Origin of the sequence: Bartonella sp. OT172YNZD, assembly GCF_042193725.1 — a bacterium.
Classification (GTDB): Bacteria; Pseudomonadota; Alphaproteobacteria; order Rhizobiales; family Rhizobiaceae; genus Bartonella; species Bartonella grahamii_A.
This window is the reverse complement of record NZ_JBHILZ010000003.1, coordinates 123,531-144,270: the sequence shown is the minus strand read 5'-3', so window position 1 is coordinate 144,270 and position 20,740 is coordinate 123,531. Positions and strand designations below refer to the sequence as shown.

Sequence of the window (20,740 nt, the reverse complement as noted above, 5' to 3'; positions counted from 1 at the left end):
AATGTCTTTATTTTTCTTGTCCAAATTTAAAATATCACAGTATGGGGTATCATTAATAAATATCCACTTATCTATTGTTCATGTGCAATTAAATGTTATACTCTCTTTAAACGAATACCTCTTCGAAAGTGATTGCTTCGCAGCTTAATTAGTTATAATTTAAAATCGTTTCTCCCTCCTAAGGTCCTTACATTAATAGCCATTAAGTATAAACCATAATCTCCTCCAAAAGATGAAAAAATCCTTTATTAACACTGGAAATAAAGTTGTCTCATACACCCAGAAATCTTCTTATATCAATATTCAAAACTAAGACCTGTTATTTATTCATGAAAGTTTATAAAAATATACAGTGCCTAATTCAAATAAAGCATAAAAAAACTTTTAATTTTCATACTAATAGAATCTCTCCATATTTAATTGAATAATTTCCTAGCAATATTATATCTTGAGGCTATAAATGAGTTACTAAAATTAGAACAATGTTTATTAAAAAATGTTACTAAACTGTAGTGAAAAACTTATTTATTGGCTCTTAAGGATAAGTTTTATACGAAATAAAATACACCGGTTATTTAAGCTCTAGAAAAATGGAGTCAATAGCAGCGTCCAATCTTGCATATTTAATTTGAAAAGCGAAGACACTAATGTTATATTGGATATTAGTAACTTATTGATTTATAATTTATAATAAATATAAATAACATATTGAATATAGTAAAATTCTTTCATGTTAGATTTTTTCATGATGAAATAATCAAAACTATTTTTTGCACATCCATAAACGGAGTTCGTGTAGATACAACCTCTTGAAAAAAGAAGTAAAAATACCTCTCATATCCTCTCAAATACAAGGAATGCGATAACTTTGAAAACTAAAAATAGAATGAATGGCACCGGTTTTGCGAAAAACAAAATTTTTTTATCCAAAATACACTTTCTGCATACATGTTATCAACAATCATAGTTTCCAACTCATTTAAAATGCTTGGACAACTTTAACCCCTGTGCTTGATAATGTGATCCAACATCATATCCATAAAGGGCTGATGGTTGATTAAGCATATGCTCATAGATCAAACGGCCAATCATTTGACCATGCTCTAAGATAAAAGGAACTTCATGGCTCCGCACTTCTAAAACCGCTCTTGCTCCTTTTCCACCCGCTTCCATATGCCCAAATCCTGGATCAAAAAAGCCTGCATAATGCACCCTAAACTCACCAACTAGAGGATCAAAAGGAGTCATTTCTGCGGCATAAAGCGGAGGTACATGAACAGCCTCTCGTGAAACTAAAATATAAAATTCATCAGGATCAAGAACCAACTCCCTTTGACCATGATCAAACAGAGGTTCCCAAAAATCTAAAACGTGGGCAACAGCACGTTTATCAATATCAATAACACTTGTATGATGTTTACCACGATAACCTATAAGCCCGTTTTCGTCTCCCTTTAAATTAATGGAAAGACCAATGCCCCCACTGCTAATATTAGGAAAATCCTCCGATATCAGTGTTTCTTGCTTTTGCAAAATGTGCAACTCAATTTCATTTAAATAACTTTGCCCTTTTCTAAACCGAAGCTGTGATAAATGTGAGCCTTTATGCACCAAAATTGGAAATGTGCGTGGACTAATTTCCAAATAAAGTGGACCATGATAACCAGCACAAATTTTATCAAACTCCTGAGCATTATCCGTAATGACACGTGTGAAAATATCTAATCGACCTGTAGAACTTTTGGGATTGGCAACAGCAGATAAAAATTCTGGTAAAGCTAAACTTTCCAAAAGAGGAACAATATAAACACACCCCGTTTCCAAAACGGCTCCGTCTCGTACATCAAACTCATGCAACTTTAACCGTTCAAGCTTATCCAAAACTTTTGTATCAGGGCCCGGCATAAAAGAAGCACGTATGCGATAAGCTTTCTCCCCTAAACGAAGATCAAGGCTTGCTGGTTGTATTTGAGATCTATCAAATGGACACTGAGCCTTGAGAAAGTTATTCTCAATCAAAGCTTGTATATCACTATCTGCTAAAATACCGCTTATACGCGCCATATATATTGCCTTCCCTTTTTACATTGTTTCTTTTTTGACCTAGATGATAAATTGGTGCAAGCTATTTTAAGGTGATAAAAACTATTTTTTCTGTTTTTTCCAACCGATTTGTTAATACTTCGAATGATGAATAACTCTTTTCTTCTCTTTAAAAAAAATAGGAGGTATTGTAAAAATAATATCTTCCATACTCTCTTATTCTTGAATGTCGCGCAAATGATGTTATCATAATTTTCTATAGAAGCCTTAAGATTCCTGTTAGAATTTATTATGATTATACGCCATCTTAGCGAAAATATTATTAATCAAATCGCCGCTGGTGAAGTTATTGAACGCCCAGCAAATGTTGTCAAAGAACTTGTTGAAAACGCTATTGATGCTGGTGCAACACGCATTGAAATTATTACAGCAAATGGTGGAAAAAATTTTATAAAGGTGAGTGATAATGGTTATGGAATTCCTGCAGATCAGTTAACTTTAGCAGTTTCTCGCCATTGTACCTCAAAGATTACCGATGACGTACACAATATCTGCTTCCTTGGGTTTAGAGGAGAAGCCCTTCCCTCTATTGGTTCTGTTGCTAAACTTAAACTCATTTCACGAACAAAAAATGCTGAGAGCGCTGCTGAAATTTCCGTTACTGCAGGAAAAATTGTAGGACCCAAACCAGCTGCTGCAAATCTTGGAACAATTGTTGAAGTTCGTGATCTTTTCTTTGTCACGCCGGCACGATTAAAATTTATGAAAACTGATCGGGCTGAAACAAATGCTATTAGCGATATGATTAAGCGAATTGCTATCGCATTTCCACATATCCGCTTTTCTCTTTCAGGACTAGACAGAACATCTATGGAACTGTCTGCTACAGAAAATAATATTCAAGGACAGTTACAACGCATTACGCAAATTATGGGAAAAGAATTCGCGCCTAATAGCATCGTGCTGAATGCTGAACGCGAAGCAGTGCGCTTAACGGGTTTTGCCTGTTTGCCATCTTTCAACCGAAATAACAGCCTTCATCAATTTGCTTATGTTAATGGGCGTCCCGTACGTGATAAATTGCTATGGAGCGCTATCCGAGGCGCTTATGCTGATGTCATAACACGAGATCGTTATCCTGTCGCTATTCTTTTTATTGATCTCCCACCTGCTGAGGTAGATGTTAATGTACATCCAACCAAAGCTGATGTACGATTCCGTGATCCAGGGTTAATTCGTGGTTTGATCGTTGGAGCTATTCGTGAAGCATTGCAGCAATCTGGTATTCGTCCTACTTCAACCCGTTCTGAAGCAACGCTAGCTGCATTTCAAATACAAAAACCATTAGCACAACAACCGTTAGGCAATTTTAAGAACACACACCAGTCCGCTTCTTATAGCCTACAGCCTCATCATTTTGCCGCCGCTTCAATGGTTCACAAACCATTGGATATTACTAGTTCTTTTTGTTTAAAAGAAGATGCTACTCCTATTATAGAGGGCTTAAATATACCAAGTGGGGATGCATACATTCCAAGCACTACATCTTCATCAGAAGAGTTATCTTATCCATTAGGAGCGGCCAGAGCACAAATCCATAAAAACTATATTATCGCCCAAACACAAGATAGTTTGATCATTGTCGATCAGCATGCAGCTCACGAACGATTGGTTTATGAAGCACTCAAAAATGCACTTTATTCCAAACCGCTTCCTTCACAGTTATTACTTATTCCTGAAATTGTAGAACTCTCTGAAGAGGATGCAACATGCCTTTTAACGCATAAAGATGCTTTGCAAAAATTTGGATTAGGAATAGAATCATTTGGGCCAGGAGCAATTGTTGTGCGTGAAACACCTTCCATGTTAGGAGAGATCAACGTCCAAGCCCTTATTAAAGATCTCGCAGATGAGGCCTCTGAGTATGATACAACAAACAATTTAAAAGCAATGCTTGATTATGTTGCAGCAACTATGGCTTGTCACGGTTCAATACGATCAGGGCGCCTTTTACGCCCCGAAGAAATGAATACGCTGTTACGGCAAATGGAGGCAATACCCAACACAAGTACATGTAATCATGGACGCCCTACTTATATTGAACTCAAATTGGCAGATATAGAACGGCTTTTTGGCAGAAAATAAACTCTTAACCATTTTGACAAGAAAAATATTTTTAAATTAACTCTCGACTTTATAATATATTTTATGGCACTTTTCTTGAATCTCTTGTATCAGTAAAAAGGAATTATAATGTTTTCCGATAGTGAACGCGAAGCAAAAATTCATTATTCTAATAATGGATATGACATTATAGAATATGGTACCTATACCATTTGTGCTGTTAGCGGACAAAAAATCCCTATAGATGATTTAAAATATTGGAATCATCATCGCCAAGAAGCATATGCTAGTTGTGAAATCTCCTATCAGCGCGAACTTGAGTGCAACCCATATCTCAAGCAATTGTTAAAAACAAAAGAAAAATAACCCCTCGAAAGCTATAAATTTAGCTTTTGCCTTTTAGACAAGAAAATTCAAGGGAACGTTTTCTAAAGCGGGTCATGACCTCTTCAAGGACCATACGACAGAAGTCTTTTTGAACAAAATCGACATTCACATCAAAGATAATAAGATTTTTCAAATCTTTTTGCATGTGAATTGTCTGTATACGGGTATAATCTTTAGCTGTTGTTGCTAGCCATAATTTGTGCATTTTAGCCTTTTGTATAAGGCTTTTTAAATTTTTATCTGTGAAAAAATAGTGATCTGGATATATGTAAGTTTGCACCACATGACCAGACAATTCTTTAATAGATTTAAAAAATTTATCTGGATTGCCAATACCAGCAAATGCCAAAAATGATTTTCCTGAAACCTCATCAGAGGCACTGGCTTTAAGATGAGCACGATATAAAGGCTTTCCAGTACGCGAAACAAGAAAAGCGACATTATCAGGCGCATCGGAGTGACCAATCAATAAAACACTATCCATAAAAGAAAACTGCGTTTTTAATGGTACGCGCAAAGGTCCTGCTGGAAAGACAGCTCCATTACCAAAACCGCGCATCGCATCAACAACGAGTAACGCATAATCCATATAAAGACGGCGACTTTGAAATCCGTCATCCATTAAAATAAGATTACATCCCTCTTGTTTAAGCCGTTGTGCCGCTGCATAACGATTAGGTGATACAGCTACAAAAGCATGCCGTGCAAGTAAAAGTGCCTCATCTCCAACACTATATGGAGTATCATATTTTTCATTTACAAGATGTACCCCTTTAACTGATCCACCATAACCACGAGATACAATACCAGGTACGAAACCAAGTTCTTTAGCCACTTTTGTAAAAGCAATAACAACCGGCGTTTTACCCGTACCGCCACATGTAAAATTTCCAATACACAAAATTGGCAGATCAATCACGGGAGGCTGTCTTGTCATAAAACGACTTGAAAAATAACCATACCCCCATGAAACTGGAGCTAACACAAAACGCAAAAAGCTTTTATTTTTCCACCAAAAACGAGGGGCGCTAATATGCATATCTACCCTGACGCTGACGTAAACCTGTTTGTATTACAAGGGGTTGTAAAAATGGATCTAAAATCTTTAATGTGCGCTCAAATGCACCTGCCATACCTGTCGCCACTTCATGAGCCTTATCAACCATTTCTTGCCGCAATGTTTCATTTGTTAAAAGCTTATACACCTGAATAGCAAGCTGTTTTGTATCTTGAACCATATATGCTGCATCATGCGTTAAAAATTGTTCGAACATCTCTTGAAAATTTGAAACATGGGGCCCTGTCAAAATAGCGGAACCAAGTAAAGCCAATTCCAATGGATTGTGTCCACCATTTCCACATAAGGACTTACCAACGAAAGAAACTTTCGATAAGCGAAGAAAAAGTCCCATTTCTCCAATTGTATCTCCCCATAAAATATCGGTATTCATGTTTGGGACAGCATCTCTACTCCTACGAATAAAACGTAACCCCTTATTGTCGCATTTTCTGATAAGATCTTCTGAACGTTCAGGATGACGAGGCACAATAATTGTTAATAAATTTGGCAAATAATTTTTAACAATCTTATGGACCTCAAAAGCAACCTCCTCTTCCCCTTCATGCGTTGAAACAGCTGCCCAAACTGGGCGATTGCCGATAGCATTACGATAACGTGCAAGCAATGTTTGATTTTCAACCAGAAAAACATCAGCCTTGAGATTACCAGAAAACGTAACAGATTTTACGCCAAGTGTATGGTAATAAGCTACATCTCTTTCGTTTTGTCCAATCGCCAAATCAATATCCTTAAAAATATGTTTAGCAAGAACGCGTCGTTTTTGCCAAGCTTTGAAAGAACGTTCAGACATATGGGCATTAACCAAAATCTGCGGAATATGCATTTTTGCAAGTTCTTTAATACGAAGAGGCCAAATTTCTGATTCACAAATCAAGACGAGATCAGGCTTCCAATGATTAATAAAACGGCGAACTGCAAAATCTAAATCCAAAGGAGCATATTGATGAATCAACCTATTACCAAAATATTTTTTCACAAGAGTAGAAGATGTCACAGTCCCAGTTGTCATTAATACATTGATTTTCAATGATAAAATATAATTTATAAGTGGAACAAGTGCAAGTGTTTCTCCAACACTTGCTGCATGCAACCAAACTAACGAACCTTGGGGACGTATATGAGAACTTTTACCTAAACGCTCTTTTTTGCGACACCACTCTTCTTTTCCACGAATAGCACGAAAAAATAAATAAAAGGGAATAACAGGACATAAGCAAAAACCAATCATCCGATAGCTTAAAAGAGCCGTATGTGCCTTTAATTCTACCATTTAAAATCACCTCATCTAGCTATTTTAAGTTATCTATATGCTTATTTTGTTAAAAAATTCATCAACACTATTGATTGCATCTATATTTTTTTAATATCATCCGTATCTTGAATAAAAGACGCTTCACCCATGAGAAAATTCAATACATAAAGGATAAAAAACGCAATTTTATAGCCATATTTTTTTAAATTTTCCTATAAAAATAACATATACACATTATTTAAATCTCTTTTAATGAAATTTTGTCACTTATATCGATTCTATCACTTCATTCTGCACCCTATAAAAAATCTTACTCAAAAATAACAAAACTATATTTCAGTCGATTATAACTTTGAAAATATAGTAATAAATACTATACAATCTATGACATCGGTTGTATCAATTTTTTTCAGCTCACTGAATAAATACTTCTTATGATTTTAGTGAGACTTTTAATTTTGCACGTTAGTATTTTAGAGAAAAAACTTATTTTTACATATATTAGGTATTGTCAATTTTTCAAAAAATAATCCATATAGACATTACAACCTACATAAATACAACAAATAAAATATGTTTAAAAGGAAGTTTAATCTCTATGATTTCATTTCAATAAAATTGAATATGTAAAACTAATTTTTAAAAAAACTTTTGAACGTTATAGAGTTCTCATTTTAAATTGTGATATAATCTCTTAAATGTAATCCAGAAAAATCTAAACTTGTTTAATAGAGAATTTCTTACAAGTATTAAAGCAATTTAAATAAGAGTTTTCACAATTTTAAATTCTCTCTTTTCAGTAGATCGCATGATATATTATTCCTTTTAAGATTGTATATAATCAATACAAAATGATTAACTTATAGATTGTAGTTTTAAACGAGTACTCATGAAACCCTTATGAGGTAAGGTAAGTTAACCTAATAAATCTATTCAGTTTCTCTAAGTTTTTAATTTTGGTAAGTTTCTAACGACTTTCATGGTTTCTAAGCTTACAGTAATAACCTGTTGAAAAAATTCCTATTGATAAGTAGGGAGTGCTAATAATCTCAACAAAGTAGTAATTGGTATCATTAATAATGCTACTCTTTTTATTAATCTTAACGCATTAATGCCTTATACCCCATTCAAGAGCAGAGTGACTATTCACAATATAATCATAAACTTCGAGTGATAGCTGTTATGATAATATTGCTGTTGTAAATAGGTTGATAGAACTGTCTTGCATTTTTATTAAGCGTAAAAATGGTGGTGCAACAATGGATTTTATACCTTGCACGGACACCATTATGAAATTGGGCTTGGGCGCCTTGAGAGATGTTTCCTTAAGAAAACATATGAATTTAAACAACAAGCATATTCTTTTTTACGGCGTTCTATTTTCCCCGAAGAACGTACCTATGAAAAAGACGACTAAACAAAAGCGTGAAGCAATCGACAGGCTATAATGACCAAATATTCAATCTTTATTCTGCATCGCCTAACTCAGCATCAAGAAACTGATGCAAATCTACAATGTAATAACGTTGTAATGCATTATCGACACTACTTTGTGCTTTTGCCTGCCATGCTTCTTGAGCGGATTGATAATCTGAGAAAATACCAACCACATCTAAATCATCAGGATTCTTAAATTGATTACTGTTAAGATTTTTTAATTCTCCACCAAATACAAGATGTAAATATTGTTTTTTTTCGTTGGTTTCAGTCATATGTGCCTCCATATCATTTAGATTATTTTAGCGCGCTTTTACGTGATTAAACTAACTTTGTTTGACGAACAACATCTATCATATCTTGACAGCAATTATTTTTACCAGCAATTAAAAGTCCATATTGGTAAGGTTCAATTCCATAAGATAGTAAAGGGGCATCAAGCGATAAAAAACACCCTCCACACTCCTGCAAAATAAGATCAGCAGCGGCAATATCCCATTCATGACAATTCGGACGAACTAATACGATATCAATTTCATCTTGAGCAACAAGAACAATACGATAAGCAAGAGAAGGAAGATAATGGTAAAGACTGACTCGATTAAGAAAATCATCTGGTAATTTTTGTGCGAGCGATTTATCAAGCGAAATTTTATATTTTCGATGCCCCCCGGAGGCTAAACGAGGGAGTTTTATTCCATTTAATGTTGCCCCTCTACCCGTTACAGCTGCATAAATATCTCCTTGAGCCGGACACTGTAGAACGCCCACAATAGGACGCCCATTCTCAATAATAGCAACCGAAATACACCAATAAGGACTGCCAGAAATAAAACCTCGTGTTCCATCAATAGGATCAACCACAAAGAAGCGTTCATAACCTTGTTGTTCTCGATTATCTTTTGTTTCTTCTGAAATCCATCCATAATTTGGACGCGCTCCAAGAAGCTTCTCTTTCAAAAAATGATCAACAGCAAGATCTGCCTCACTGACCAGTGAATTACCCTCTTTAATCCAAACATCCAACGTGCATCCAAAATACCGCATTACTAAATCTCCTGCCTCTCGACAAACGTCACGCAAAAGATTTAAATCAGAAGAATGATGCGTGTTATTTTCCTGCAAGTGTCATCCCTTCAATTAACAACGTTGGCGCCGCTGTACCATAACGCCGATCAATATCATTGGCAGGTGTTAAATGTGCTAACATATGAAGCAAATCAGAACCTAGCGTTACTTCACTCACCGGATAAGTAATTTCACCATTTTCAATCCAAAAACCGGAAGCCCCACGACTATACTGACCAGTAATAAAATCAATGCCATGACCGAATAATTCGGTCACATAAAATCCATTTCGCAAACCTTTTATCATATCGCAAGGCGATACTAAACCCGGTTCAATAGCAAAATTTGTACTTGTCGGCTGCACTAATGATGCCGAACGCGCACCATGTCCATTTGTTTTAAGTCCTAATTCACGTGCTGTAGATGATGAAAGAAGCCAATTTTTTAAAATACCATTTTCAATAATATTAAGTGTTTGTCCCTCTACCCCTTCTCCATCAAAAGGATGAGAAGCATTTCCACGTAATCGCAAAGGTTGATCGGTTATATTAACATTAGGCTTCATTACTTCCTTGCCTAGAAAATTCTGTAAAAGACTCGTTTTACGAGCCACAGAAGCTCCATTGACCATAGATGCGATATGCCCTGCAATTCCGCGAGCTGTACGCGGATTAAAAATAACATCAACGCCCCCAGTCGCTGCACGAACTGCACCCAAACGTCGAACAGCACCAAACGCCGCATTCTTTCCAACAGTTTCTGCTGCCTCTAAATCAGAAAAATGTAAGGCTGTTGTATAATCATAATCCCGCTCCATCTGTGTTCCTTCACCTGCAAGAGCACTACAAGAACGTGAAAAGCAACTGGAGCTATAAGCTCCACAAAAACCATCGCTGGTCACAAGAATAAACCCACTACGGCCATAAGCTGTTGCAGCGCCACCAGAATTGCTTACACCTTTAACATCAAGAGCTGCTGCCTCCGTTTTTAAAGCATCTTCTGTTAAAAAATGACTGCTTGGCACAAAATCATCAAAAAGATCAAGATCTTTAGGATGCTTAACCAAACACTCTTTATCTGCCAAACCTTCAAATAAACTATCGGGAGAAGCTTTAGCCATCGCAACAGCACGTTCCGCAAGTTCTTGCGGATAAGACGCTAAATTAGCAGAAACACTTGCTACTTTTTTTCCAACAAAAACCCTTAGAGTAAAATCATTGTTCTCTGCTGCTTCTGTTGATTCGACTTTCCCAAAACGAACTGATACACTGGTAGAATGAGCATGAACAATAACAGCATCAGCAGCATCTGCCCCAGAACGCCTTGCTGCTTCAACCAGTGAAACAGCTTTCTCAATCTGGTTTTTGTCAGTCATTATAGACTCCCTAAAATATTTTATTATTTACATTGATAAGCACTCTGACAAATTTATACAAATCAGAATATAACTCTTGTGTGTTTATCCATAAAATTACGCACATTTCATGCATTTTTTTCTTTTAATGCATCGAATAATTCCCTTTTTAGCTTCTTTATGAAAAGACGCAATATGTCGTAAAATTTCTTTAATTTCAAGATTTCTCATTGCCTCTTATCATTTTAGATAACCCAATCTGTACTGACAATCAAATCAACAGAAAACTTGGCAACCAACAAAAGACCTAGCAATAACACTTGAATTTAAGTCAAAATCCTCAAAAATTCGAAAAGCATAAAATGACCTAAGTCACAAGCCTTATGTCCTCTGGATAGTCAAATAACTTCCTTCATTCCTATAGCATTCTTTAATTTCCAAGCAAGAATCAAGAAAATTCCTTATATTTGTGTATACTTCTTTGCTTCTATAAACTCTCTCATAATAAGGTGGCAATCTTGTAAACAAAAAACATAAACGGAATAAAAAGTTTTCCTTTCATTATGGTTTAAACAAAATGAGCAGCCATAAACTTCTTTACCCTCATGGACGTGATATCACAAAGAACTCATTTTTTATATTTATCAGAAATAAGTTATAATCATAACATTCTCTTTTGTTTCTAATGCGACTAATCGAAAGCATTTCATTTTTTCATGCGTCATCCTTAATCAGTTATTTTGTTATTAAACAGGCATAATTTGACCAACTTCTTTTTCCTAAAACACAAATCCTAAGATACTGGATAGATTTTGATTTAAGAACTATACTCTTTCCTCTTTCCCTTCCATTAAAAAATAAAGAAGCATAATATTGTCATAAAACGATAATCAACAAACCTTTTATATGAAACTCAGCGTTGTATCTATCTTCCAATTCAATCTGCAATAAGCGTATTCTTCCAATTAATTTTGGCACGTTTATCGCTCATAATTGTTTTAACAAATACAAAAATATTTGCAGAAACTGGGATCTGTACGCATTTTAAAAAATCGCTTTTTAAAACTTTTAAACCAAATATATACAATGATACGAAATTAATTTTACGGAAATTAAGAGTGTGCTTATTTATCCTTTAGAGCCTTTTAAAGCTGTGCTCTCTAGAAAGTCATCATCTTTTAATCAAAAAAACACTTTGATTTATAATGATAATTGATCGTTTTGTAATTTGCATAAAAGAATCAGATATCATTAAATTTTTTCCATTTTAAACTTATTTATGTTGAAGAAATCATAACTATTCGCTCTCACATCATGAATAGAGGGAATGTTGATAAAAACTATTTAAGAAGGAGTCAAAATGCCTTTTATGAATGCTCTCAAATCAAAAACTATCGTAATATTAGAAACTGGCAAATATCATGACAATATCAACCTACAGATTCACAAGAGCAGAAATCAGCTTCTACAACTTTTTTTATTTTCAATAAAAATGTGCACCTTATAAGCTTTTATATATTGAATAAAATTCAATGACTTTTACAAAATCTTCGGTGAACAGTTAATTTTCTCAGATGATTTGACTCGATTTCAACGACTAACTAAAAACCAGATCATAGCTCATCGATTTGTTATATACTCATAACTGATTTCATTCTAACAAGGCTAAGATTTCTGCACCTTTGTAAAGGTATTAACTTCTTTATAAATGCACAGCCTTACGAGATGATTTTGTTTTCAGTAAGAGCACGTCTGTTCATTTCTATCATTGCATCACGAAAGTGTAACTTAATTTTTGACCCAATAATCATTCCAAAGAAAGAAGAAAGTAAACCAGATATGGTTACAGTATGACGAATTTTGTTATTTGAAAAATCAGATTTTGTTGAAAAAATATATTCATGATCAAAACTCATGTGAGTAAGAGGAAGTTTAGAATAATCAGAAAAGAAAACATTTCTTATAACTTTATCAAGTGTAAAAGTTACTGTGGGGACCTTTTTAGGTTTCATCGTCCTATAGCTCCTTCTCTGAAAGGACCAGAAAGTTCTACCCACTCAAGTTCACTATCCCAACAAGGCTATGATGCTACATCTTCCCATATAGCCCAAATCTGCTCAGCACTCGCTTCTGTGTTAATTTCCTCGCTATATATCCATTTAAACATGATAATTTCCCCTGTTTTAGAAATCATTTAGCTTTATTGCTAAAGAATAATAAAAAATTATTCTTAAAACTGGAATAACGATACCACACTTAATATTTTCAGCTTTACTTAGAAATATAATGGTTAAATCAACAAGCGATACTAATAAAATAAATACACAAATGTTCAGTATAAATGGAATAATATTGTCTACCTTAAATAAAAAATATCTATTTTAATCTCATACAATAACAAAGATAAAAGTTACGCACTATTTAGGATAGAAATGCAGACTGCATAGTTGAAAGCTTTCAGCTGCTAATGAGATGTCGATGATTAATGTGTAGCCAAAAGAAATTAGACAAAAAGGTATCATAACTGTTGTCGTGAAATATATATCCTATTGGAGAAAAAACATTCATCGGTAGTAAAGCTAATAATACACTAAAGCTTTGACAATGCGTTTCGCTTTTAATGTAGCTGAAATTAACAAATTAGCACATAACTTACAAAAATTAGCAGCAATACATACTGCTAATTTAGGTCTAATAGCATTACACCTCAAAGCAATTTTTGGCTAGACAGAAGAACAGATGGTCTCTCTATATTAAAAGCGTATATTGTAAAAGACTCGCTTGTGGGGCTATAAAAAACTTCAAAAAAAAATGAGAGATTGAGACAAAAAACATAATGAAATTAGAATTCATCAATTCCTTTAAAATTAGAATCTTTTATTTACTTTCTGCTTAACCTTTTAAAAACCATATAAAATAAAGAAAATTGTAAAGAAGCATTTTTTTCATCCTACCGGGTAAAAACAAGAACTTTCTCAAGAGGTAAACAATCGTAATTTATAGAGGCGTATTGCTGTCTCACCATAAAAACGCTCATCGTCTAGATAAAAGACATCAGGTAAATGAATCATTGTATCTTTCTTTTCTTCAAGTATGAAGAGTGTATCAGCTTTTGCCCACCCCCCTCGCAAAGCTTCTACGAAAGCACGTTCACCTAAACACCGGCTATAGGGAGGATCAGCGCAGATAACATCAAATGGAAGCATTGTGCCAATATTGCCAAGTTTGGTTGCATCACGACGCAAAATCCGTCCTATCGATTGTAATTCAAAGGCTTCTATATTTTTTTGAAGCAACCCACGCCCCTCAACCGAGTTTTCAACAAAAACAGCCGCCTTTGCTCCACGTGAAAGTGCTTCGATGCCTAAAGCACCAGTACCAGCAAAAAGATCAAGAACGCGTTTATTGGTCCAGAATTGTTCTTCACGGCTAGAAAGAATATTAAAAAGGCTTTCACGTGTACGATCACTCGTTGGGCGAATCGACTGATTAACAGGCGAAAACAAAACACGCCCAGCAAATTTACCGCCTATGATCCGCACGTGAACCTCCAAATCGCTTCGAAGTTTTTCCACCATCCCGATGTGGTTTAGATTTTTTCATAGCACCACCAAACGATTTTACCTTTTTCTTTCTCTCAAAAGAATGCTCATCATGACCACTTTTTATCATTTTCTCTTTATCCTTTAAAAAGCGATCTTTCTTACCAAAGGAATGCATCTCATCATAAGATGTTTTGCCACGTTTTTGAACAAAACTTTCCCTTTTCTCTTTGTGTGACGGACTCTCTTTCAGTTTTTTCTTGCCTCTATAAAAGGATTTTCTACCATCCAAATCGCTCTTATGATCATGCGATTTCTCCTCACTATAAGGCTTTCTACGTGTACTCTGCGGACGTGCACCAGGAGCCATCCAAACATTAGCACGGCGAGAACGCGGTAGAAAACGCTCTGCTTTTCCTTCCTCACTTTTCTCCTTCTTTACATTCTCATGAGACTTTGTACTTAATCGTGTGCGACTATCTTCAACAGAACCCTCTCTTGGTCGGCGCCGTATCACCTTCTCACTTGAAAAAACCCAACCATCATTTGCAACAGAAAGATTTTTCTGGCTCTGCTTTTCTGCAACAACTACAGAATTTGAAAATGGCTTAAGAATAGGAGCATCAAAATCTGCATTGGCTTGCATAATCAAACGCTCCCCCAACTGATCTCGTAACATCCGCCCTTTTAACTCTTGCACAGCTCCTTCTTCTAAATCAGAAAGATGAAATGGACCATACGATACACGTATTAATCGATTAACTGATAATCCTAATGCTCCCAAAACATTCTTTATTTCACGATTTTTTCCTTCACGCAAAGCGACAGAAAGCCATATATTAGATCCCTGTTCACGTTCAATTGATGCTTCAATCGAACCATAAAAAATACCATTAATCGCAATACCATTTTTAAGGTTATCCAGTGCGCTCTTCTTTACTCTTCCATGAGCACGGACGCGATATTTGCGGACCCATCCTGTTATAGGAAGCTCTAATACACGCGCTAAACCACCATCATTGGTTAAAAGCAAAAGCCCTTCCGTGTTAATGTCAAGCCTTCCAACAGAAAGAACACGCGGCATTCCTTTTGGTAAATTACTAAATACTGTAGGTCTGCCCTCAGGATCACGGTTCGTGGTGACAAGGCCTGCTGGCTTATGGTAAAGCCATAAACGCGTTCGTTCTATAGGAGGTAAAGGTCTGCCATCAACTTTAATAACATCAGAGCGGCTAACATTAAAAGCAGGCGTTGTCACGACTGCACCATTCACAGAAACACGACCTGCAACAATCATCATTTCTGCATCTCGACGCGAAGCAACACCAGCACGCGCTAACCTTTTAGCAATTCGTTCACTCTCATTATTTTCATTCATTTGCGTTTCAAACCAATCTTTGCCAGTATGTTCAGAAAATTATTCACATACACCATACCGCTTATCCTGAAAAAGGAAGTAGCATAATCATTTATCATTTTCTATCCTTTAACGACAATAATGTATCTGTTGCCTTGCAAGTTTGTTTTAAACATTTAAAAAATAGAGGTATTCTTTTCATTATAAAAGCGTAATAAATTATTCATTCCATCGCATTTCTTATCGAGATAACCTTTAGATTTTCTATACCTTCAGTAAAAAGAATATTATGACTTTGACGCCCATGGAAATAGCCCTTTTAGAAGCTCAATGGGCTGCAAAAAAAAACGAAGTTCCCGTAGGTGCTGTTATTACACGTGGAAAAGCTATTATTGCACGTGCTGGTAACTTTATAAAATCTGCATATGACCCTACAGGACACGCAGAAATGCGCGCAATCCGTATGGCTTGCGAAACATTGCAAAGCGAAAGACTTCCTGATTGCGATCTTTATGTAACACTTGAACCTTGTGCTATGTGTGCTGCTGCCATTTCATTTGCACGCATACGACGTCTCTATTACGCAACAAATGATCCCAAAGGAGGTGCCATAGAAAATGGTCCACGTTTTTATCAGCAACCAACCTGTCATCACAAACCTGAAATTTATTCTGGTTTTAAAGAAAAAGAAGCTGCTCAATTACTTAAAGATTTTTTTGTACAAAAGCGATACTAAAAACAATTCTTCTTCCATAACTTTCACTCTTTAAAAACTATCCTATTTCTTAAAAAAGACTATTAATTCTTCTGATATATATAGCTAAAGCTATTTCGAAAAATTTTTCTCTCTTTTAATACAGCATATTGCTTCTATTAGATGATACACTCATTCATAAGAATAATTCATTATTTTGTATATAAAATATAAAGTTCAAAATATCGTAGATATACTCTCATTTCAAATGACATTGAATCAATAAAAATCACTTTCTTGTATATCATAAGCGGGATTATCGTCTGGATAAAGAATGATTTAGAAAAGACTAAAAATGTCCCTTATAAAGGCTCTCAAATGCAAGAATTGTCGCAACATTGGAGTCTGAAAATCAAATGATGGTATCAGCTTTCTCTATTCCTAAGCATAAAGATGTTGGAGCACAATAGATTTTACGTTATACTATCTACATGAGCGATGTTGTAAAATGAGCTTGAGAAATGTTTCTTGTTAGGAAACGCATAAGGACTCTCTCAATGCTGTTATTATATTGCTATTTCATGAGAATAACATCCCTCTTATAGCAGCATTATAACTGTGCGTAAATGAGAGCTTGGTATCATAAGTAATTGGGAAAATACTTTACTTTAAATATTTTGTCTTTTCCCTATCGACCAATAGGTGCAGTTTTTGCCGGTTGGCGATAACTTAAAGGTGGTTCAGTGAGATAGCGACGGTATTTTGAACTGCCAACTTGCGCTCTCTGACGACGTAAATATTCCTGGCGTTGCTTCGCATTCAACTGTGAAGGGTTTTCTGAACCAGCGCCATTAACTGATGATCCTTTGTGAAGAAAAGAAGTATTTCCTTGATGCTTCTTCAATGCTGCTATTTCATTGACAGATCTATCTTGTTGAGGCATCGGTAAAAATCTGCGCGAACTCGGGCTTGGCATTACAAGTTTTGGATGAGGTTTCATAACAATCTGGCTGCTGTTATTTGTTGGTGTTAATGAAGTAATATTAGCAACATCTTCAAAAAACTGTATCGAAACTGGTTTATTGGTACCATAGGTAGGAGCGGATAAATTGCATCCCGTTAAAACAAAGCACATCCCTAAAATTCCTATTGGAAATATTTTTATTTCACGTTTTCTCACTGCCTATTCCATTTCCTAAGTATATGGCTAATTAGTATTCCCGTTATTTATGAGAGAACGGTCCATACACAAATTCCCCCCTGCAGATAAAACAACGGAATTTTTCCGTACCACAAAAAACTATATTCATCAATATGAGAAATTTACTTGCATTTCTTTCCTTTGATCTAAAATTTTAAATCTTGCCAAGAATCTGTAATTCACGCAAAGCAGCTGCATCACGAGCAGATACATCCGGATAAGCTGGATCACTCCCAACATCTTGTGTATAACGCCATGATCGAGCACATTTTTTTCCTAATGCCTTCTCTGGATATACACCAACACCTTCAACATCATTCAAAGTAAAAGCATCGGAAGGTATTGTATCCTGCGTAATTGTGAGTGCACTGGTAATACAGACCTCTGCCATATCCACATTTTCTAATGCTTCTCGTAAAGTCGGATTGGAAATAAAAACAATAGGAGCGGCTTCTAACGAGGACCCAATACGCTTATCAACGCGTTCAAGCTCTAAAGCACCTGTAACAACTTTACGGACCTGCCGAATTTTTTTCCAATGCTCAGACAAAGATTGATTTTGCCATTCTTCTGGTACAGAGCGAAATTGTTCCAAATGCACCGATTGGCTTTCTGGGTAACGCTCTAACCAAGCTTCCTCCATAGTAAAAGGCAACATTGGAGCAAGCCATGTTACCATACGCTCAAAAATCTCACGGACAACCTGCAAGGAGGACTTGCGCTTTTTTGATGAAGGCGCATCACAATAAAGAGAATCCTTGCGGATATCAAAATAAAATGACGATAACTCAATGATTGAAAAATCCAATAATGCACGCATAATCTTTTTAAAATCAAATTCATCGTAAGCGCGATTAATCAACTGATCAAGTTCAAAAAGCCTATGCAATATAAATTTTTCAAGATCCGGCAGTGCACCATAAGATATTTCTTCTCCATCATCATGTGCTAAAGTTCCAAGCATCCAACGAATTGCATTGCGTAGTTTACGATATGAATCCACATTTGTTTGAAGGATTTTTTTTCCTAAACGCTGATCTTCCCAATAATCAGTTGTCATAACCCAGAGACGAAAAATATCAGCTCCAGATGTTTTAATGATCTCTTGCGGAACAACCGTATTGCCTAAAGATTTAGACATTTTCTTACCATTCTCATCCAAAGTAAAACCGTGTGTGATCACTGCCTTATAGGGAGAGCAAGCACGCGTACCACAGCTTTCCAAAAGAGAAGATTGGAACCATCCGCGATGTTGATCTGAACCTTCAAAATAAACATCAGCAGGCCATTTCAAATCAGCCCGATCTTCTAACACAAAGCTATGGCTTGCTCCAGAATCAAACCAAACATCCAAAATATCATAAACCTGTACCCAAGGCTCATGTGCACGCTCACCTAAAAAACGTTCACGTGCTCCTTCAGAAAACCATGCATCTGCCCCTTCTGCTTCAAAAGCCCGTAAAATACGCTTGTTCACACCTTCATCTTTTAGAATAACACCATCCTCATTCGCAAAAATACAAATAGGAACCCCCCAAGAACGCTGACGAGAAAGAACCCAATCAGGACGATCTTCTATCATAGAAGCTAGGCGGTTTTGCCCAGAAGACGGCACAAAACGCGTTTTGGAAACAGCTTCCAAAGCCCGACTACGTAAAGTTGAACCATCCCCAAAATCTTTATCCATTGAAATAAACCATTGCGGTGTATTGCGAAAAATAACGGGTTTTTTTGAACGCCAACTATGGGGATAGGAATGCTTTAAACGCCCCCGTGCAAACAATCGATCTGCTTTAATTAAAGCGTTAATGACCTCTTTATTGGCATCACCCATTTTTCCATTATCATCAATCACACGTGCAGGTCCTCCTTCACGATCTGGTCCAAAACCTGGAACATCTTTCGTATAGAACCCTGCATCATCAACAGGAAACGGTATAGATGAATCAATCCCTGCTTGCTCCAGTAAGGACTTATAATCATTCCAAATTTCAAAGTCCTCACGCCCATGGCTTGGTGCTGTATGGACAAACCCTGTACCAGCACTCTCTGTCACATGCGCCCCCTCCAGCAGTGCAATTTTATAATTATACCCTCCAGCTAAACCTTTGAGTGGATGAGAAAGAACAAGAGCTTTCAATTCTTCAGCAGAAATAACACGCAAACGCTTCAAAACAAGTTTGGCTTTTTCTGCACAACTCATCGCTAAAGCGTCTGCAAAGAGAAGCTTTTCTCCCACTTGAGGACCAAAATCATTTTCAGCACTTTCAACTTCGTAAATACCATAAGAAATCTGCGAAGAATAACTCACTGCACGGTTAGCAGGAATTGTCCACGGTGTTGTTGTCCAAATGACGACATACGCACCGTATAAATCATCAGAATTTGCTTCAAAAACAGGAAACTTAACCCAAATCACCTCTGATTCATGATCATGATATTCAATCTCAGCCTCTGCCAAAGCCGTACGCTCTACAACAGACCACATCACCGGCTTGGAACCACGATAAATCTGATCTGACATAGCAAATTTTATCAATTCACTGGCAATGCGTGCTTCTGCATGAAAAGCCATTGTAGTATAAGGCGTGTTAAAATCTCCCACGACACCAAGGCGTTTAAATTCTTCACTCTGAACGGTTACCCAATGCTGTGCAAATTCACGGCATTCTTGACGAAACTCGTTAAGAGGTACCTCATCCTTATTTTTTCCTTGTGCTCGATATTTTTCTTCAATTTTCCATTCAATTGGAAGCCCATGGCAATCCCAACCAGGTACATAATTTGCATTAAAACCGCGCATTTGGAATGAACGGACAACCACATCCTTTAGAACTTTGTTTAAAGCATGCCCGATATGAATATGACCATTTGCATAAGGTGGACCATCATGAAGAATATAAAATGGACGATCTTTTGCTTGTTGGCGCAATTGCTCATAAAGCCCGATATTTTCCCAACGCGCCATCAATTCAAGCTCTTTTTGCGGAAGCCCTGCACGCATAGGAAAATTTGTCTGTGGAAGATAAAGAGTTTTTGAATAATCTATAGTTTCATTTTTCACATTCATTGTGAAATATTCCTGTCCACTTTTACGATTTCATTTTTTCATAACTTCCCTGAACCCTACAACTCTGGTTTTATCTATAGGGAAAGCCGAGCTTATCATTCGTATTAAGCAGCGATCAGGAAAATATATC

At 36.1% G+C, this 20,740-nt stretch carries 14 protein-coding genes; 3 read left to right on the top strand and 11 right to left on the bottom strand.

Going from position 1 to position 20,740, the window contains the following annotated elements:
- Positions 1 to 975: 975 nt before the first annotated feature.
- Positions 976 to 2,064, bottom strand: coding sequence for a 2'-deoxycytidine 5'-triphosphate deaminase (locus tag ACFIJS_RS02370; RefSeq protein ID WP_375649555.1), 1,089 nt, complete (start codon positions 2,062 to 2,064; stop codon positions 976 to 978).
- 270 nt (positions 2,065 to 2,334) lie between these two features.
- Between ACFIJS_RS02370 and mutL the strand changes: the two genes are divergently transcribed.
- Positions 2,335 to 4,188 (top strand): DNA mismatch repair endonuclease MutL, encoded by a 1,854-nt coding sequence (gene mutL, locus ACFIJS_RS02365; RefSeq protein ID WP_375649552.1) that lies wholly within the window; start codon positions 2,335 to 2,337, stop codon positions 4,186 to 4,188.
- 108 nt (positions 4,189 to 4,296) lie between these two features.
- The gene (locus ACFIJS_RS02360; RefSeq protein ID WP_273787833.1) at positions 4,297 to 4,533 is read left to right on the top strand and encodes a DUF2093 domain-containing protein; all 237 of its coding nucleotides are present in this window, start codon (positions 4,297 to 4,299) and stop codon (positions 4,531 to 4,533) included.
- Between the two features lie 19 nt (positions 4,534 to 4,552).
- Here the strand turns inward: ACFIJS_RS02360 and lpxK are convergent, their stop codons facing one another.
- The 8 genes from lpxK to ACFIJS_RS02320 all read right to left on the bottom strand — a co-directional run bounded on the left by lpxK (position 4,553) and on the right by ACFIJS_RS02320 (position 15,666).
- Positions 4,553 to 5,593, bottom strand: coding sequence for a tetraacyldisaccharide 4'-kinase (lpxK, locus tag ACFIJS_RS02355; RefSeq protein WP_375649550.1), 1,041 nt, complete (start codon positions 5,591 to 5,593; stop codon positions 4,553 to 4,555).
- Positions 5,583 to 6,905: a lipid IV(A) 3-deoxy-D-manno-octulosonic acid transferase gene (waaA, locus tag ACFIJS_RS02350; protein WP_375649547.1), complete on the bottom strand. Its 1,323-nt coding sequence runs from the start codon at positions 6,903 to 6,905 to the stop codon at positions 5,583 to 5,585. The genes lpxK and waaA overlap by 11 nt, the downstream gene beginning before the upstream one ends.
- Before the next feature lie 1,448 nt (positions 6,906 to 8,353).
- Positions 8,354 to 8,599 carry a DUF4170 domain-containing protein gene (locus tag ACFIJS_RS02345; protein WP_375616897.1) on the bottom strand — a complete coding sequence of 82 codons (246 nt, stop codon included), beginning with the start codon at positions 8,597 to 8,599 and terminating at the stop codon, positions 8,354 to 8,356.
- A 46-nt stretch (positions 8,600 to 8,645) separates the two neighbouring features.
- Positions 8,646 to 9,449 carry a 3'(2'),5'-bisphosphate nucleotidase CysQ gene (locus ACFIJS_RS02340; RefSeq protein WP_375649545.1) on the bottom strand — a complete coding sequence of 268 codons (804 nt, stop codon included), beginning with the start codon at positions 9,447 to 9,449 and terminating at the stop codon, positions 8,646 to 8,648.
- The gene (locus tag ACFIJS_RS02335; protein ID WP_375649543.1) at positions 9,436 to 10,767 is read right to left on the bottom strand and encodes a TldD/PmbA family protein; all 1,332 of its coding nucleotides are present in this window, start codon (positions 10,765 to 10,767) and stop codon (positions 9,436 to 9,438) included. Before ACFIJS_RS02335 ends, ACFIJS_RS02340 begins: the two co-directional genes overlap by 14 nt.
- Before the next feature lie 1,697 nt (positions 10,768 to 12,464).
- Positions 12,465 to 12,758, bottom strand: a complete 294-nt coding sequence (locus tag ACFIJS_RS02330) for a hypothetical protein (protein WP_375649541.1) — start codon at positions 12,756 to 12,758, stop codon at positions 12,465 to 12,467.
- Positions 12,759 to 13,721: 963 nt separating this feature from the next.
- A complete protein-coding gene (gene rsmD, locus ACFIJS_RS02325) occupies positions 13,722 to 14,288 on the bottom strand; it encodes a 16S rRNA (guanine(966)-N(2))-methyltransferase RsmD (protein ID WP_375649538.1) in 567 nt (188 codons plus the stop codon).
- Complete coding sequence (locus ACFIJS_RS02320) at positions 14,269 to 15,666, bottom strand: pseudouridine synthase (RefSeq protein ID WP_375649536.1); 1,398 nt, start codon at positions 15,664 to 15,666, stop codon at positions 14,269 to 14,271. Before ACFIJS_RS02320 ends, rsmD begins: the two co-directional genes overlap by 20 nt.
- A gap of 268 nt (positions 15,667 to 15,934) precedes the next feature.
- Between ACFIJS_RS02320 and ACFIJS_RS02315 the strand changes: the two genes are divergently transcribed.
- Positions 15,935 to 16,381: a nucleoside deaminase gene (locus ACFIJS_RS02315; protein WP_375624590.1), complete on the top strand. Its 447-nt coding sequence runs from the start codon at positions 15,935 to 15,937 to the stop codon at positions 16,379 to 16,381.
- 646 nt (positions 16,382 to 17,027) lie between these two features.
- Here the strand turns inward: ACFIJS_RS02315 and ACFIJS_RS02310 are convergent.
- On the bottom strand, positions 17,028 to 17,519 hold the full coding sequence (locus ACFIJS_RS02310) for a hypothetical protein (protein ID WP_375649534.1): 492 nt from the start codon (positions 17,517 to 17,519) through the stop codon (positions 17,028 to 17,030).
- 175 nt (positions 17,520 to 17,694) lie between these two features.
- The gene (ileS, locus tag ACFIJS_RS02305) at positions 17,695 to 20,610 is read right to left on the bottom strand and encodes an isoleucine--tRNA ligase (protein WP_375649531.1); all 2,916 of its coding nucleotides are present in this window, start codon (positions 20,608 to 20,610) and stop codon (positions 17,695 to 17,697) included.
- Positions 20,611 to 20,740 lie beyond the last annotated feature (130 nt).

Excerpts from the sequence above, each read along its gene's own strand:
- ACFIJS_RS02370 (WP_375649555.1), bottom strand. The coding sequence starts at position 2,064 with ATGGCGCGTATAAGCGGTATTTTAGCAGATAGTGATATACAAGCTTTG.
- mutL (WP_375649552.1), top strand. The coding sequence starts at position 2,335 with ATGATTATACGCCATCTTAGCGAAAATATTATTAATCAAATCGCCGCT.
- ACFIJS_RS02360 (WP_273787833.1), top strand. The coding sequence starts at position 4,297 with ATGTTTTCCGATAGTGAACGCGAAGCAAAAATTCATTATTCTAATAAT.
- lpxK (WP_375649550.1), bottom strand. The coding sequence starts at position 5,593 with ATGCATATTAGCGCCCCTCGTTTTTGGTGGAAAAATAAAAGCTTTTTG.
- waaA (WP_375649547.1), bottom strand. The coding sequence starts at position 6,905 with ATGGTAGAATTAAAGGCACATACGGCTCTTTTAAGCTATCGGATGATT.
- ACFIJS_RS02345 (WP_375616897.1), bottom strand. The coding sequence starts at position 8,599 with ATGACTGAAACCAACGAAAAAAAACAATATTTACATCTTGTATTTGGT.
- ACFIJS_RS02335 (WP_375649543.1), bottom strand. The coding sequence starts at position 10,767 with ATGACTGACAAAAACCAGATTGAGAAAGCTGTTTCACTGGTTGAAGCA.
- ACFIJS_RS02330 (WP_375649541.1), bottom strand. The coding sequence starts at position 12,758 with ATGAAACCTAAAAAGGTCCCCACAGTAACTTTTACACTTGATAAAGTT.
- ACFIJS_RS02320 (WP_375649536.1), bottom strand. The coding sequence starts at position 15,666 with ATGAATGAAAATAATGAGAGTGAACGAATTGCTAAAAGGTTAGCGCGT.
- ACFIJS_RS02315 (WP_375624590.1), top strand. The coding sequence starts at position 15,935 with ATGACTTTGACGCCCATGGAAATAGCCCTTTTAGAAGCTCAATGGGCT.
- ileS (WP_375649531.1), bottom strand. The coding sequence starts at position 20,610 with ATGAATGTGAAAAATGAAACTATAGATTATTCAAAAACTCTTTATCTT.